Origin of the sequence: Streptomyces sp. NPDC006879 (genome assembly GCF_042869595.1) — a bacterium.
GTDB lineage: Bacteria > Actinomycetota > Actinomycetes > Streptomycetales > Streptomycetaceae > Streptomyces.
Window position 1 is genome coordinate 21,980 of sequence record NZ_JBIAGC010000038.1, and the last position, 14,528, is coordinate 36,507.

General features: G+C 70.1%; 15 protein-coding genes. 9 read left to right on the plus strand and 6 right to left on the minus strand.

Annotated features, from left to right (window positions below; translation table 11 throughout):
* Positions 1-202 precede the first annotated feature (202 nt).
* Positions 203-952, plus strand: coding sequence for a GntR family transcriptional regulator (locus tag ACFYMC_RS23285; RefSeq protein ID WP_388528456.1), 750 nt, complete (start codon positions 203-205; stop codon positions 950-952).
* A 60-nt stretch (positions 953-1,012) separates the two neighbouring features.
* Here ACFYMC_RS23285 and ACFYMC_RS23290 read toward each other — a convergent pair whose 3' ends face one another.
* From ACFYMC_RS23290 to ACFYMC_RS23300, 3 genes are read right to left on the minus strand one after another with little or no spacing between them, the layout of a single operon-like run.
* Positions 1,013-1,381 (minus strand): YbjQ family protein, encoded by a 369-nt coding sequence (locus ACFYMC_RS23290; protein ID WP_388528458.1) that lies wholly within the window; start codon positions 1,379-1,381, stop codon positions 1,013-1,015.
* A 56-nt stretch (positions 1,382-1,437) separates the two neighbouring features.
* Positions 1,438-2,358, minus strand: a complete 921-nt coding sequence (locus ACFYMC_RS23295; protein WP_388528460.1) for a DMT family transporter — start codon at positions 2,356-2,358, stop codon at positions 1,438-1,440.
* Complete coding sequence (locus ACFYMC_RS23300; RefSeq protein WP_388528462.1) at positions 2,355-3,194, minus strand: phosphatase PAP2 family protein; 840 nt, start codon at positions 3,192-3,194, stop codon at positions 2,355-2,357. The genes ACFYMC_RS23295 and ACFYMC_RS23300 overlap by 4 nt, the downstream gene beginning before the upstream one ends.
* 172 nt (positions 3,195-3,366) lie before the next feature.
* Here ACFYMC_RS23300 and ACFYMC_RS23305 point away from each other — a divergent pair, with 172 nt between their 5' ends.
* A complete protein-coding gene (locus ACFYMC_RS23305) occupies positions 3,367-3,990 on the plus strand; it encodes a TetR/AcrR family transcriptional regulator (protein ID WP_388528464.1) in 624 nt (207 codons plus the stop codon).
* 136 nt (positions 3,991-4,126) lie between these two features.
* On the opposite strand, the gene ACFYMC_RS23310 is transcribed toward ACFYMC_RS23305, so the two are convergent.
* Positions 4,127-5,194: an N-acetylmuramoyl-L-alanine amidase gene (locus ACFYMC_RS23310; protein ID WP_388528466.1), complete on the minus strand. Its 1,068-nt coding sequence runs from the start codon at positions 5,192-5,194 to the stop codon at positions 4,127-4,129.
* Positions 5,195-5,449: 255 nt separating this feature from the next.
* Here ACFYMC_RS23310 and ACFYMC_RS23315 point away from each other — a divergent pair, with 255 nt between their 5' ends.
* The 5 genes from ACFYMC_RS23315 (at position 5,450) to ACFYMC_RS23335 (ending at position 9,744) form a co-directional block, all read left to right on the plus strand.
* Positions 5,450-5,692 (plus strand): DUF6158 family protein, encoded by a 243-nt coding sequence (locus tag ACFYMC_RS23315; RefSeq protein WP_388528468.1) that lies wholly within the window; start codon positions 5,450-5,452, stop codon positions 5,690-5,692.
* Positions 5,693-5,863: 171 nt separating this feature from the next.
* Positions 5,864-6,781, plus strand: coding sequence for an NADP-dependent oxidoreductase (locus tag ACFYMC_RS23320; protein WP_388528521.1), 918 nt, complete (start codon positions 5,864-5,866; stop codon positions 6,779-6,781).
* Positions 6,782-7,105: 324 nt separating this feature from the next.
* The gene (locus ACFYMC_RS23325) at positions 7,106-8,374 is read left to right on the plus strand and encodes a Kelch repeat-containing protein (protein ID WP_388528470.1); all 1,269 of its coding nucleotides are present in this window, start codon (positions 7,106-7,108) and stop codon (positions 8,372-8,374) included.
* 301 nt (positions 8,375-8,675) lie between these two features.
* On the plus strand, positions 8,676-9,116 hold the full coding sequence (locus ACFYMC_RS23330; RefSeq protein WP_388528472.1) for an FxLYD domain-containing protein: 441 nt from the start codon (positions 8,676-8,678) through the stop codon (positions 9,114-9,116).
* A 52-nt stretch (positions 9,117-9,168) separates the two neighbouring features.
* On the plus strand, positions 9,169-9,744 hold the full coding sequence (locus tag ACFYMC_RS23335) for a nucleosidase (protein WP_388528473.1): 576 nt from the start codon (positions 9,169-9,171) through the stop codon (positions 9,742-9,744).
* 139 nt (positions 9,745-9,883) lie between these two features.
* On the opposite strand, the gene ACFYMC_RS23340 is transcribed toward ACFYMC_RS23335, so the two are convergent.
* Both ACFYMC_RS23340 and ACFYMC_RS23345 read right to left on the minus strand, forming a co-directional pair.
* Positions 9,884-10,294 carry an ATP-binding protein gene (locus ACFYMC_RS23340; protein WP_388528475.1) on the minus strand — a complete coding sequence of 137 codons (411 nt, stop codon included), beginning with the start codon at positions 10,292-10,294 and terminating at the stop codon, positions 9,884-9,886.
* Positions 10,295-10,390: 96 nt separating this feature from the next.
* Entirely contained in the window at positions 10,391-11,203 is an 813-nt protein-coding gene (locus ACFYMC_RS23345) for a glutamate ABC transporter substrate-binding protein (protein ID WP_388528477.1), read from the minus strand.
* 363 nt (positions 11,204-11,566) lie between these two features.
* Here ACFYMC_RS23345 and ACFYMC_RS23350 point away from each other — a divergent pair, with 363 nt between their 5' ends.
* Both ACFYMC_RS23350 and ACFYMC_RS23355 read left to right on the plus strand, forming a co-directional pair.
* Positions 11,567-13,882, plus strand: a complete 2,316-nt coding sequence (locus ACFYMC_RS23350) for a HelD family protein (protein WP_388528479.1) — start codon at positions 11,567-11,569, stop codon at positions 13,880-13,882.
* A gap of 174 nt (positions 13,883-14,056) precedes the next feature.
* Positions 14,057-14,374, plus strand: coding sequence for a hypothetical protein (locus tag ACFYMC_RS23355; RefSeq protein ID WP_388528481.1), 318 nt, complete (start codon positions 14,057-14,059; stop codon positions 14,372-14,374).
* The last annotated feature ends 154 nt before the right edge of the window (positions 14,375-14,528 follow it).

Consider the following 14,528-nt stretch of genomic DNA (forward strand, 5'->3'; position numbering starts at 1 on the left):
TCGCCCCCAGTTCGCCCGGGCCCCCTGTACGGACGGTTAACGGCGGATGTCTTGCCGAGCACGGCTCACGGAAGACCCGGGGATGTCTCAAAACAAGCGTGACAAAGCAAAGTTGGGTGATCATGAAGCCGTGTTCCGGCAGCCGGGTACGGCTAAGGTGAACGCCGTCATGATCCACGAGCCGGCGAGAGGAGACGCCCGCATGGGCACCGCCCGGTACCTGGAGATCGCCCACGCACTGCGCACCGCGATCGTCTCCGGGGAGCACGCCGTGGGGAGCGAGCTGCCCTCCGAGAGCGACCTGGCCACCCGGTGGTCCGCCTCACGCGGCACGGTGCGGCAGGCGGTGGCCGTCCTCGCGGCGGAGGGCCTCATCGGCTCCCGGCAGGGCGCCCGCAGCATCGTGCTGCGACAGGAGCGCAGGCAGAGCTTCGCCGAGCTCAACAGCTTCGCCCAGTGGGCGCAGGGCATGGGGCACGAGGTCACCAGCCGCTTCCTTCGGCGCGTGCGGCAGCCGGCCCGGGACGCCGAGGCCGGCCGGCTCGGCCTGCGGCCGGGCACCGAGGTGCTGTACGTGCTGCGCCTGCGGCTCCTGGACGGCGAACCGGTCATGGTCGAGCGGACGTTCTACGCTGACTGGGTGGCACCGGTCGTGGAGGCCCTGCCGGTGGACTGTCGCTCGGTGATGGACAGCATGGCGAGCCAGGCCGGAATCGTGGCCCACCACGGTGAGCACCTCATCGACGCGGTGGCGGCCGGGAGCGAGGACGCCCGACTGCTGGACATCCGCCGGGGCAGCCCGCTCTTGCGTCAGCGTCATCTGACGAGCACCCGGGCGGGCCGTCCCATCGAGTGGACGGAGGACCGGTACCGGGCCGGCAGCGTCACCTTCAGTGTGAGCAACTCAGTGGTAACAACTCCGTTGGCGCGGCAGGCCGGTGAAGATCTGTGACCGGCGCCCGGACATGCCCCTCACCGCCGTCGGGCGCCCTTTACTCCGACGGTGTCGGGCTCATTCGGGCACGATGACCACGGCGGTGCCGTAAGCACAGACCTCGGTACCCACATCGGCGGCCTCGGCCACGTCGAAGCGCATCATCAGTACCGCGTTGGCGCCACGGGAGCGGGCTTGTTCCACCAGGCGCTCCATGGCCTGGTTACGGGTCTCCACCAACGTCTTGGTCAACCCCTTGAGTTCACCGCCGATCATGGACTTCAGTCCGGCGCCCAGCTGACTGCCCAGGTGCCGCGACCGCACCGTCAGCCCGAAGACCTCTCCCACGACCTTCTGCACGCGGTAGCCGGGGGCATCGTTCGTCGTCACGACGAGGACACCGGACTGCGGACCCGGCGCGGCGCCTCCGTACTCTTCGATTCCCATGCCGCCAGCCTCACGCCGCACCCGGCCCGGCGCATCTCCACCCAGCCACCACCGCTTCAGCTGACGGTGGCCGACTCGGGGGCGGGGGCCGGCTTCACCCCCACGAGGTCCGAGCGATCGCGCGCGCGGGCCTGAGGCAGGGGCGCGGCGCCCTGCGCGGCCGTCCGGGTGAGCAGGAGGACGCCGCGAGCCGCGGCGAGAGCTCCCGCCGCGGCCAGGGCGACACCGGCCGGGCCGCCTTGGAGCCGCTCGCCGAGGAGAGCGATTCCGATCGCTGCCGCGGCCAGCGGGTTAACGATGTTGACCACGGCCAGGGGCGCCCCCAGACCACCCTGGTACGCCGTCTGGGAGAGCAGCAGACCACCCATGGCGAAGGTGAGGACGAGCAGCGCCACACCGATCACCCGAGCGCTCAGCAGTTCTCCGCCGCGCCCGGCCGAGACCGCCACGGTCTGGGTCAGCGCGGAAGCCACGGCCGAGGCGAGGCCCGAGGCCGCCGCGTGCCTCAGGCCGCTCCGCGCGGCACGCCGGGAGGCGAGGACGCCGATCGCGAGCGCGCTCGCGGCTGCGACCACCAGGACCTGGGAAAACGAGAGCGTCTCCTCGGGGGCCGGTCCCGAGGCCGGCAGCAACAGAAGACCAAGGCCCGCGAGCGTGAGCAGGGTGCCACGCCACTCGCCGGACGCCACTCGACGCCCGGCGGCGCGGGCACCCATCGGCACGGCGGCCACCAGCGTGAGCGCCCCCAGGGGCTGGACCAGGGTCAGCGGTCCGTACCGCAGGGCTGCCGCGTGCAGCAGGGCCGCCGCCGCGTTCAGGCCCGCCGAAGCCCACCAGGCACCGGTTCTCAACAGGCTGCGGTTGCCGCCTTCGGCCGTTGCCTCGCGCCGGGCGAGCCGCTCCTGGGCCACTGCGGCCGTGGCGTAGGTGGCCGCCGAGGCGAGGCAGAGCAGGAGCGCGAGCACCGCGGCGTTCATGCCCGCACCCCGGCGGCCCCGGCCGCCAGCCCGTGCTCCCTCGCCGCCGATGTGGGCGTAGTAGGCACCCTCTGGGGGAGGCGGGATCCGGCGACGGGGCCTCGTGCGCCGTACCCGCGCTGGTCCCGGTCGCGCGGGGGTGGCGCGATAACCGCGAGGGCGATGCTGAGTAGCGCCGCCGCGACCAACGCGTCCAGCCAGTAGTGGTTGGCGGTGCCCACTATCACCACGAGGGTGAGCAGGGGGTGCAGCAGCCAGAGCAGGCGCCAGCGCGTGCGGGTGGCGGCGATCATGCCGATGGCCAGCATCAGGGCCCAGCCGAAGTGCAGCGAGGGCATCGCCGCGAACTGGTTGGCCAGGGTGTCCGCGCCGGGCGACGCGCGATAGACCGTGGGTCCGTAGACCTGCCCGGTGTCCACCATGCGTGCGGCCGGCAGGAGCCGGGGCGGAGCGAGGGGGAAGGCGAGGTGCAGCGCCAGCGCAGCCGCGGTGAGGAGCGCGAGCACCCTGCGGGCCCAGCGGTAGTGTCGGGGCCGCCGTAGGTAGAGCCAGCCGAGGAAGAGCGCCGTCGCGGGGAAGTGCACGGCGGCGTAGTAGGCGTTGGCCGTGTGCACGGCGGCCTGGCCGTGCAGGAGGAGTTGTTGGATGCTCCCTTCGCCCGGCAGCGCCAGGGCGCGCTCGACCCGCCACAGGTGGCCGGCGTTGCGCAGCGCGTCCTCGGCGCGGCCGGCCGTGACCAGCCGCCCCAGTTTGTAGAGCACGAACAGTGCGGCCACGAGCAGGAGCTCGGGTATGAGGCGGGGCCGATCGGCGGACGCCTCGGGGCGGGAAGTCATCCCCCGGTCTCTTTCCTTCGTGGCGGGTCTACGGCGACGGCCTCGCCCCGTTCGGGTGTGGCAGGCACCATTCGATACGTCTGCGTATCGATACGGGAGTGTACCGATACGCCTGCGTTCCGGTACACTCCCATAGTCGGAAGACGGAGTCGGAGCGAGGGGAGCATCAGCGATGACACCGCAGGCGAGCGGATCGACACCAGCGGCCACCACTTCCCGCCGCTCCAAGATCACCCCGGAACGAGAGCAGGAGTTCTTCGACGCGGTACTCGATCAACTCCGCGAGCACGGTTACGAGGCCCTGACCATGGAGGGCGTCGCCGCCCGCGCCTGCTGCGGCAAGTCCACGCTCTACCGGCAGTGGCGGACCAAACCACAACTCGTCGCAGCCGCACTCCGCGCCGGCCGCTGCATGAAGCTCGCCACCGTCGACACCGGAACCCTCGCAGGCGACCTCCGCGCAGCCGCCCGGATCGCCGCTGACACCTCCGGTCGCGACACCCGGCTCACCCAGGCCCTCGGCCACGCGGTGCTCAGTGACGAGGAACTCCAGAGCGCCCTGCGAGAGGCCCTGATCGAGCCCGAACTCGCCGCCTTCGGCGCGATGGTCGACCGGGCCGTCGCGCGCGGGGAGATCACGGCGGACCACCCCGCGGCCGAGTTCCTACCCGCACAGCTCATGGGCGTCCTGCGCATCCGCCCCCTCCTTGAGGGCGAGTACGCCGACGCCGACTACCTCGTCCGGTTCGTCGATGCGGCGCTGTTGCCCGCCCTGGGGCTGACCACGCCCCGCTGAGACCGGCAGGAACCGTCCCCGATGACCGGGCGGCTCCTGCCCGCGCCGCCGCGTGAGGACCGCGACGGCGCACCACCCGGGCCGGGTGGCGACCCCGCGCAAGCGGAGGGGCCACCCGGCCCGGTGGGCACACGCCTCACGCCAGCAGACCGCTCCAGGTCCGGTCGTCCACCACCCCGTCCGCGGGCAACCCGTGCGCAGACTGGAAGGACGCCACCCGGGCCCAGGTGCGCACGCCGAAGCGGCCGTCGGCCTCGACGGGAAGCCCGAAGTCGGCGAGCCTGCGCTGGACGGCCACCACCGCCGCGCCCGTGCTGCCCCGCGTCAGCCAGACGCTGAGCTGCCGCCAGGTCTGGGCGCCGGCGACACCGTCCACGACCGTCTCGCTGCGGCGCTGGAACGCGAGCACCGCGCGCCGCGTCTGGGAGCCGAACTTCCCATCCACCCTCAGCTGTTCCCCGTGCTGCACCAACAGGTACTGAAGGGCCCGCACCCGCTCCCCCGAGTCGCCCCCGCGCAACGGCTGCCAGGACGGCACCACAGGGCTCCCTCCCGTGCGCGCGGCCACATCGGCGCGCAGTTGGGGCAGCAACGCGTACAGCCGGTCGCCCGGGCACTGGGTGCTGTTGAAGTCCCGGTGCCCGTAGATCTGGTAGGCGGCGAGCCGGTACTGCCGGCACACATGGGCACAGAGATCGACCAACGCCTCGTACTGCACCGCACGCGGCCCCTCGGTGACGTACGTTCCCTCGTTCTCGATCCCGATGGCCACCGAGTTCTGGCCGGTGCAGTGCGCGCCCTCGACGTGCTGGCCCCCGTGCTGGAGGGCGGCCAGGCTGCGGTGGCGGCCCTCGGTGACGTAGGCGCCCCGGGTGACCGTGAAGTGTTGACCGCTGTCGATCCACCCCTGGTTCATGTGGTACGTCTGGATGGCTCGCGAGAGGGCGAACGCACGCGACTGCGAGTAGTCGGTGACGTTCTTCGTCGCCGTGTGGTGAACGATGATCTTCCGCGGCGGGTTCGCGAGGACCCGCACCGGACTCGACGGCGCCTTCGCCCCCCAGGTGTCGCAGCCCACGATCTGAGGGAGCTCCACCGCTCGCGCCACCCCCGTGGAACCGACCCAGGACAGGGCGGTCCCCCAGCCGAGCGCGCCGGAGAGCACGGCGCGTCGGCGCAGTTGCGGTCGTTCGATGCGCGACATGGGCAGTCCGTTCCCTAGCGGAAATCCGCGACGGACCGTCAGTGGCCGCCCGGCAGAGCCCGAACGCTAGGCAGGGGTGCAACGGCGGACAAGGCGGATCGCCGCAGACGGCACACGCACCCTCCGATGGGAGGGCAGACGGCCGGGACGGATCACCCGTCGGGGCGCTTGACGCTCTCTCCGGCGAGGTGCCGCGGCGGTTTCGAGGTGAAACTGGAGAGACGACTGCGCGCAGTGCGAGCCGAGGAGGAAACAATGGCCGAGCACGAGGCCGGGGTGGCTCCCGGACGGCTTGAAGAGGGGCGGCTGCTCAAAGAGCTCGAAGCGATCCACCGTACGAGGCACGAAACGCTGCTGTACGGCTCGGCGGACGCCCTGCGCACCCACACCCAGCGGATGGCGGAGCTGGAGGAGGAGTACCTGCGCCGACATCCCCAGCGGGCCCCCACAGCGGGACGCACGCGCGAGGGCGCCCGGGCCCGTACTTCCGGCGGCTGAACCCACCGCGCCCGCCCCGGGAGGGGGGTCGAATGCTGCGACGCCCAGATCGCCTCCCCCAGGGCAGTCGGCGCACCGGGACACGCGGGCCGGGTGCGCGCCACGCCCCACCCAGATCCGACGAGCGAGAGGCCGTTCATGACCGAGACACCTCACCGAGCCGGCACCACGATGCGCGCGATGGCCTATGACTCCTACGGCGGACTGGACGTCCTCGCCCCGCTCCACCTGCCCCGGCCCAAGTGCGGCCCCGGCGAAGTGTTGGTTCGGGTGCGGCGGGCCGCGGTGAACCCGGTGGACTGGAAGCTGATGGGGGGCCATCTGGACGCGTTGATGGATGTCTACTTCCCCGTCGTGCCTGGCTGGGACGTCGCCGGAGTGGTCGAGGAGCTCGGCATCGACGTGCCGGAGTTCTCGGTCGGGGACGAGGTCATGGCTTACGCCCGCAAGGACTACGTGCACGGCGGCACCTTCGCGGAGTTGGTGAGCGTGCCCGTGCGCGCCCTGGCACCCAAGCCCGCGTCCATGAGCTGGGACGAAGCTGCCGGCCTTCCGCTCGCCGGCCTGACCGCCTACCAGCTGTTGAACCGTCTCCAGGTCAACGCTCAGGACACCCTGCTCATCCACGGGGCGGCCGGCGGCGTGGGGTTCTTCGGCACCCAGATCGCCCGTTCGTTGGGCGCGCGCGTCATCGCCACCGCGTCTGAACGCAACCACCAGCTGTTGGCCGAGCAGGGGGCGGAACCCGTCGCATACGGAGACGGGCTGGTAGACCGAGTGCGGGCGCTCGCGCCGGAGGGCGTGAGCGTGGTCGCCGACTTCGTCGGAGGGGTGTTGGACACCACGCGCGCAGTACTGCGTGCGGGTGGCCGGCACGCTTCCATCGCCGACCACCAGGTGCTCGCTGCGGGTGGGTCCTGGATCTGGGTGCGCCCCAGCGGCGACGACCTCGCGGCGCTGGGCGCCCTCGCCGAGAGCGGGCGTCTGAGGGTGCCGGTGGCCCGCGTCTTCCCGCTGGAGGAACTGGCCGAGGCCTTCACCCTCAGCCAGTCGGGGCATGTCCACGGAAAGATCATCATCGCTCCGTGAGCCCTCCCCACCCCTGAGGGCAGGCCGGAGGTCGCCGCGTCGTGCCCATACCCCGTTGGGCCCCGCTCCTGCCCGCCGCCTGAGGGAGCCGTCAGCCGTTAGGAGGTCTGCACCTCCGCGTGTCGTCACTAACAGTGCCTTAATGGCTGCGAATGGTGACGAACACCTCATCGGATGATCGTTCTGCCGGGGTGCGGACGATCAGGGAAAGGCAGGGGACACCGCGTGCGGATCTTCTCCAAGGGCCACAAAAGGACCCACGAACACGGCAGTTCAGGTGCGAAGAGAGCGAACCGGGCACGGGGGCGGATCATCGCCGCCACCATGACCTCCATCCTCGCCGCCACCGCGACGCTCGCTCACGCCGACGGCAACTGGGTCTCGGCGCCCACCATGCAGCAGGCACGCACCGGGCACGGAACGACGACCGGGCCCTGCCCCACGGCCGTCGAAGGCCTCGGCAGCGGAGACTGCGTGTACGTCCTCGGCGGGCACCCGCTCGAAGCGGCCCTCTCCGCGCACGTCTACAGCCCGCAGACCGGGGCTTGGGCCGCCCTCCCTTCGATGACCGTTGGCCGTTCCGGCCTGGCGGCGGTGACCGCGCGCTGCCCGGACGGCGTCGAAGGGCTCCAGGGAGCCTGCGTGTACGCACTTGGCGGGACCAACGGCGGCGGCCCCCAGAACACCGTGGAGGCCTACAGCCCGGCCACCAACACCTGGGCCACCCTGCCGTCGATGCACACCGCGCGCGGATTCATCGGCAGTGCCGCCGCCGCCTGCCCGGAGGCAGTTCCCACCCTGACCGGGACCTGCCTTTACGTTGCCGGCGGAAGCACCCCCGAACAACCAGCATCGCCCCCGGACACGGGCACACCCCCCGCCCCGGACACCTCGGAGCCCGCGGACCCGGCCGCCCCTCACACACAACCGGGCCACGCCCAGGGCGGGCACGGACAGAACGGCAAGCCCGGCAAGAACGACACGAGGGCTGCCACCGAGGTCACCGACACGGTCGAGGCGTACAGCCCGGCCACCAACACCTGGGCCGCCCTGCCCCGTCTGTCCGCTCCGCGCCGCAGCCTGGGCATGGCAGCCGCGAGCTGCCCGCAGGTGACCCGTGCGGCCGTACCTCCCACTGCGACCTGCGTATACGCCGTCGGCGGCAGCGGGACGGGGGAGCCGGTGGACACCGTGGAGGTATACGACCCGCGGGCGCACGAGTGGAGCCGCCTTCCCTCGCTGCCCACTGCCCGCCGCGGCATGGGCGTGACCCAGGGCCCCTGCCCCGGCGACACCGCCCGCCCGCACACCACCTGCGTGTACGGACTCGGCGGCTCGCCCACGGCCGCGGCGACAGCAGTGGCCACGGTGGAGGTCTACGTCCCGCGGACCAACAGTTGGTCCGCGCTGCCCTCCCTGCCCGAAGCCCGCTTCGGCATCGGAGCCGCCGCGGCGCCGTGCGCCGAGGACCTGGCGCGCACCTGCGTCTACGCTCCCGGTGGGGCGGTCGGCACGGCACCCAGTGCCCAGGCCGTGGCCTTGGACACCACGGACACCCCGCTCCTCGCTCCGCAACAGGCCCCGCGGCCGTAGCTCCACTCTCGCCGGCCGGGCACCGTCCCTTCGACCAGGACGGATCAAGCCGAGCCTACGGCCCGCCACCCCACCTCGCGGTGCGGTGGCGGGCCCGCACCACGCGTCACCCCAGGGCGGTGGCCGGAAGGTCTCACCGCGAAACGGGGCCGCCGCCCCACCTGCGGCAGTGGCCCGTCACTCGATCGGCCACGACGGACGGGCGTGGGCATCGCACCCGGCGTTGACTGGGCCGAGAAGACAAGCCACAGGAGGCGAGATGGCGGGCACATGGTCACGCGGGCTAGCTGGAGCGCTGCTGGTGGCAGCCGCTTGCGCGGTCACCGGTTGTTCGGACGGGGACAGCAGTCCCTCCCAGGTCGCCTCGCAGGCCGCGTCAGCGCTGGAGTCGGCTGCCTCGCAGGCAGGCGAGGCGGCCTCCTCAGCCGCCGCCGAGGCAAAGAAGAAGATCGACGACATCTCCGGCGGGGTGAACGCGACGAGCTCGGTGACCCTCGGCGATGTGACGACTGACGCCGATGGGCGCAGTACCGTCACGGTGACCACCGACAACACCACCGATTCGGAGAAGTCCTTCCTGGTGCAGGTCAATTTCCGGGACAAGGACGGCAACTTGCTCGACGTCGTCGCGGTCACCGTCTCGAACGTGGCTGCCGGCGCGAAGGGTGAGGCAACCGCCCGCAGCAATCGCGATCTGTCGGGCACGCCCGAAGCTGAGGTGGCCAACGCCCTGCGGTACTGAACGGTCGGCTTCGCGCACCGGGACCGCCGCCCCGTCGACGTACCGTGAGCACATGCGACTCATAGGAGAGATCACCTCGGAACGGCCGCTGCTCGTGCTCGCCGTCCAGGAGGAAGCCCAGTTCCTCAGCACGGATCTACCGATCCTGCTCACCGGCATGGGCAAGGTGAACGCCGCCACCGCGCTGGCGGGAACCCTGGGACACGGCCCCCGACCCTCACAGATCGTGAACCTGGGAACGGCCGGGGCGCTGCGCCCCGGCTTCACGGGCACCCACACGATCGGCACCGTGCTCCAGCACGACCTGGACACCGAGCTCCTGCGCTCGCTCACCGGGGAGACCTACGGGGCACCGCTTGAGCTGGCCGACCCGGGCGGGCCGACGCTGGCGACCGGAGACTACTTCATCGCCGACGAGGAAAGCCGCGAACGGCTGGCGGCCAGGGCTCCGCTGGTGGACATGGAGGGCTATGCGCTGGCATGGGCCGCCCACCAGTGCGGCGTTCCACTGCGGATCGTCAAGCACGTCAGCGACGAGGCCGGCGAGGGCGCTGCCGGAACCTGGCGAGAGACGGTGTCCGGCTGCGCCAAGGCGCTGGCCGAGTGGGCAGCGCGACACGTCAGCTGAGCGCCGCCCCCACCGGAGCACGTGGCTGTTGGTGGGAGCATCCCGGCGGCGCTGTGGGCAAACCTGCCCGCCGGGATGAGGGTGCGGGCCGCCCGGGCAGAGTCAACCGGGCGGCGGGAGGGGCGAGGCACCTGCGGCATCAGTGGTCCTCAAGACAGGGCTCCCGTGCCAGCGCCGCTACCGGCACGGTTGCCCGGATGCTCTTGCCGGTGCCGTGCGGGCCCACCGCCACGGCCACCGAAAGCCGCTGCACCAGCGGCCAACCGAATCCTCCCGGCCGATCCGGCTCCACCCGAACGGTATGCGGGGCAGCGGTCAGCGCGTCCGAGACGGTCACCACCACGCCCCGGCTGTCGAGGGCCAGCGCGAAGGAGGTGACCCCACCGGCGTGCCGGAGTGCGTTGGTGATCAACTCGGAGACCACGAGCAGCACCGCGTCCACATCGGCACCGGCACAGACGCCACGGTGCGCGCAGAAATCGGCGGCGATCCGCCGGGCCAGCCAAGCCGTCAGTGGCGGACCGCCACCAGGAACGGGCCAGAGAACCATGTTCTTCCTCCTCACCCGTCTTCGGGTTCCCCTCCTGCGCCTTCTGATGCACGCACCGGAGCATCGAGATGGTACGGGGAGGAGGGGCAGGAGGGCTCAGCTACCTTCGGTGATCTGCGGAGCGGGTTCGTTCTCATAGCCCGCGGAGCCGAAGTTGGCCGAGGCGAAGCGCTGCCAGGAACCGTCATCGATCATCTTGCGCAGCGCCTTGTTGATCTGACTTTGCAGTTCGGTGGCGCCCTTCTTGACCCCGATGCCGTAGCTCTCGTCGCTGAGGTTCAGTCCGGCGAGCTTGAACTTGCCCTCGTTCTCGGGTTGCGCAGCGTACCCGGCAAGGATGGTGTCGTCGGTGGTCAGCGCGTCCAGTCGGGTGTCCTCAAGCGCGGCCAGACACTCCGAGTAGTCCCCGAGCTCCAGCAGGTCCGCCTTGGGAGCGAGTCGCACCTTGATGTTCTGCGCCGAGGTGGAGCCGGTGACAGAGCAGAGGATCTTCTTGTTGAGGTCCGATGCCTCGGTGATGCTGTCGTCATCCGCACGGACGAGAAGGTCCTGGTGGGCCTTGAAGTAGGGGCCGGCGAAGTCGACCTTCTCCTTGCGTTTCGCGTTGATCGAATAGCTCGCGACGACGAACTTCACCTCACCGAACCGCAGCATGACCTCGCGGTCAGAGCTGGCGACCCGCTTGAAGATGATCTGCTCCGGCTTGTAGCCGAGCTCCTTAGCCACATAGCGCGCGACGTCCACGTCGAAACCAGTGAACGAGTCCGCGGTTTTGAGTCCAAGACCGGGCTGGTCGTATTTGATGCCGATGGAGATCGTCTTTTGACCATCGCCCTGACCCGAACACCCGGTGGCGGTCAGAGCGAGGACGACGGTCGCTACAGCGACGCCTGATTTGGACATCATCATGGTGAAATTTCCTTGGGGTGGAGCCTTGTCGGCATATGGCTCCTGGGGGTGGGAGCCGGCCGTGCGGCACGTCATGACACTCGCCCGTGCGCGGTTCAAAGGAAGCTAGAGAGCCCATGAGCCCCACGTCAGCAGATCTGAGCAAAATTTGAGGATCACGATCTGGGTATGCGTCGGAGCTTTCCGTATCCGACTGGGACATACCGGTAGAGACCTGGTTGGCCGGCGCGCACAAAAAAGCCCCGGTCCATGAAATGGCGACCAGGGCTCGTTATGGCGTATATTCGCGGATTCGCATCTGGATTGCGACCAACAACAGCTCAGACACCCAGAAGCTTATATTTGGACCGTAGCGCGGCAGGAGTGGAATTGTCAACCAAGACAACTGAGGACTTCCGGAACGAAGCTCAATTCATAGCCGACCTCTACGACCGGCTCGACGACCTGCGCGACGAAGCCGAGAGGTCCCTACAAGGCGCTCTTCGCCAGCACGGAACAGGGTTCCAGGCCCGCCAGGAGCGCGAGACCCTGGTCGCAGAACGCTCCGCCCTCCTTGCGGAGCGATATGCGAGCGAGCAGGGCCTGTGCTTCGGGCGCCTGGACCACCACAACGGCTCCCACCTGCACATCGGACGGATGGGCGTCCGCCGTGACGACGGCGAGCGCACACCGGTCCTCATCGACTGGCGCGCCGACCTCGCCCGCCCCTTCTACCTGGCCTCCGGGCATTCCCCGATGGGACTGCGCAGACGGCGCCACATCACCACCGAAGGGCGCGAGGTCACCGCGCTCCACGACGAGATCCTGGACCTCACCGACACCGTGCGCACCGGGCACGAGGGAACCGATGCGGACGCCGTCCTCCTCGCGGCGCTCGACAGTGCACGCACCGGGCGCATGCACGACATCGTCAGGACCATCCAGGCCGAGCAGGACAGCATCATCCGCTCCTCCCCTCACGGCGTCCTCGTCGTCGAGGGCGGCCCCGGCACCGGCAAGACCGCGGTCGCCCTGCACCGAGCCGCGTTCCTGCTCTACGCGCACCGCGAGCAACTGGCCAAACGAGCCGTGCTGATCGTGGGCCCCAACCCGGCCTTCCTCAGCTACATCGCCCAGGTACTCCCCGCCCTCGGCGAGACCGGTGCGCTCCTGGCCACGCCGGCGGAGCTGTTCCCCGGCGTGCGCGCCACCGCGGTGGATCGACCGGGGGCGGCGGCCGTCAAGGGTCGGGCCGAGATGGCAGAGGTCCTCGCCCAGGTGGTGCGGGACCGCCAGACCCTACCCGGAGCGACGTCGGCTGGCGGGCGGGGCGACCACGAGTCCGCCCCTGGCCCGCTTGAGCCTTCCTTGGAGATCGATCACGAGGGCTACGGAACCCTGTTCCTGGACCGCACCATGGCCCGTGCCGCCCGCGACCGGGCCCGGGCCACCTCGCTCCCCCACAACCTGGCACGCCCGTACTTCGCCTTCCACATCATCGACGCGTTGACCGCACAGCTGGCCGACGGACTGGGCGCCGATCCCTTCGGGGGACCCAACCTCCTGAGCCCGGACGACATCGCCCAGCTGGGCCAGGAGGTCGCCATGAGCCCTGAGGTGCACGCGGCGATCGACGCGCTGTGGCCGAGCCTGACCCCCCAGCGGCTGATCGCGGAGTTCCTGGCGGATCCCAGCCACCTCTCCCACGAGGAAGCCCGGGTGATCCGGCGTCCGGAAGCGGAGGCAGGGGCCTGGACACCCGCCGACATCCCCCTCCTCGATGAGGCGGCCGAACTGTTGGGAGCGGATGACAGTGCACAAGAGGCGGCGCGGCGGGCCGCCCAACAGGAGCGCATCGCCTACGCCCAAGGCGTGCTCGACCTCTCGCAGGGTTCCGAGTCCTACGAATTCGAAGACGAGGAGCGGGAGTTCCTCGCCGCGTACGATCTCATCGACGCCGAGAGGATGGCCGAGCGCCACGAGGAGGCGGATTACCGCAGCGCCGCCGAACGAGCCAGGGACGACCGCACCTGGGCGTTCGGACACATCATTGTGGACGAGGCACAAGAACTGTCCCCGATGACCTGGCGGTTGCTGATGCGACGATGCCCTACTCGCTCGCTGACCTTGGTGGGCGATCCCGCCCAGGCCGGCGAGGAGGGCGCCTGTGGCACATGGGAGCGGGCGCTGGCGCCGCATGTCGGCCACCGGTGGGAGCTTGTCCGACTTGACGTCAACTACCGAACCCCCAGTGAGGTCATGGAGTTCGCTGGGGCGGTGCGCAAGGCGCGGCATCCGCGGTTCGAGCCGCCTCGCTCGGTACGCTCCACTGGGACATCCCCCTGGGTCCGCAAGGTGAACGGTGGCCTCGCACGGGCGGTGGCCGAGGCAGTGGTGGAAGAACTCCCCGTCGAGGGACGGCTCGCGGTGATCGCGCCGACCGCCCTGCATGCAGAGCTGGCCACGGCGCTGCCGGGCCTGCGGGTGGGCGGGGAACCGGATCTGACACAGCGGGTGGTTGTGCTCGGCCCGCGCCAGGCGAAGGGGTTGGAGTTCGACACCGTCATGGTCGTCGAGCCCGCGGACTTCACCGAGAGCGACCTGTACGTGGCGCTGACCCGTGCTACCCGGACACTCGGCGTCCTGCACAGCGGTCGCCTGCCGCTCGGGATGTCGGAGCCTGGCGGCGCGGGGCTGTGAGGTCCACGACGAGTCCCAACTCCGCGGCGTGCCTGGGCGCATGACGATTCGGCGTGCGGGTCATGGGGCGAAAGGTATCGACCACTCCCTTACGTTGACATTACGGCACACCAGATGCAGGGTGGAAATGACCCGAATTTCCCGATTTGCAATGATGCACGGAGGTGCATGGAAATGCGCCGCAGGATCGCTGCCGCAGCCGCGGCAGGAGCCGCAGGTCTCGCACTGGGCCTGATGCCCGTGAGCGGAGCTTTCGCCTCGGACAACGGGAACCACCGGGACGACTACCGTTGCTCCGACTGGCGCGACTACCGGTGGAACAACGATCGCCACCACAACTGGTGCGATGACGACCATCGGGGAAATTACCGGAACTGGGACAACCACGACCGGAACTGGAACCGAAACGGCGACCACCACAACGACTACCGGAACGGGAATGACCACCGGAGCGGCCACTACAACGACGGCGGCCGTGGCGGACATCGCTGAGACGATCACCCTGCGCGACATCACGGGGTCAGTCATGCCCCTGTACAAGAAGGGCCCGGTTCTCCAACCGGGCCCTTTTTGCTAGCTTTTACCCTTTATGTCTCATCCAACTGGGTTCCGGCATCGAACCACTTGTGTCACACCTCAACCGACG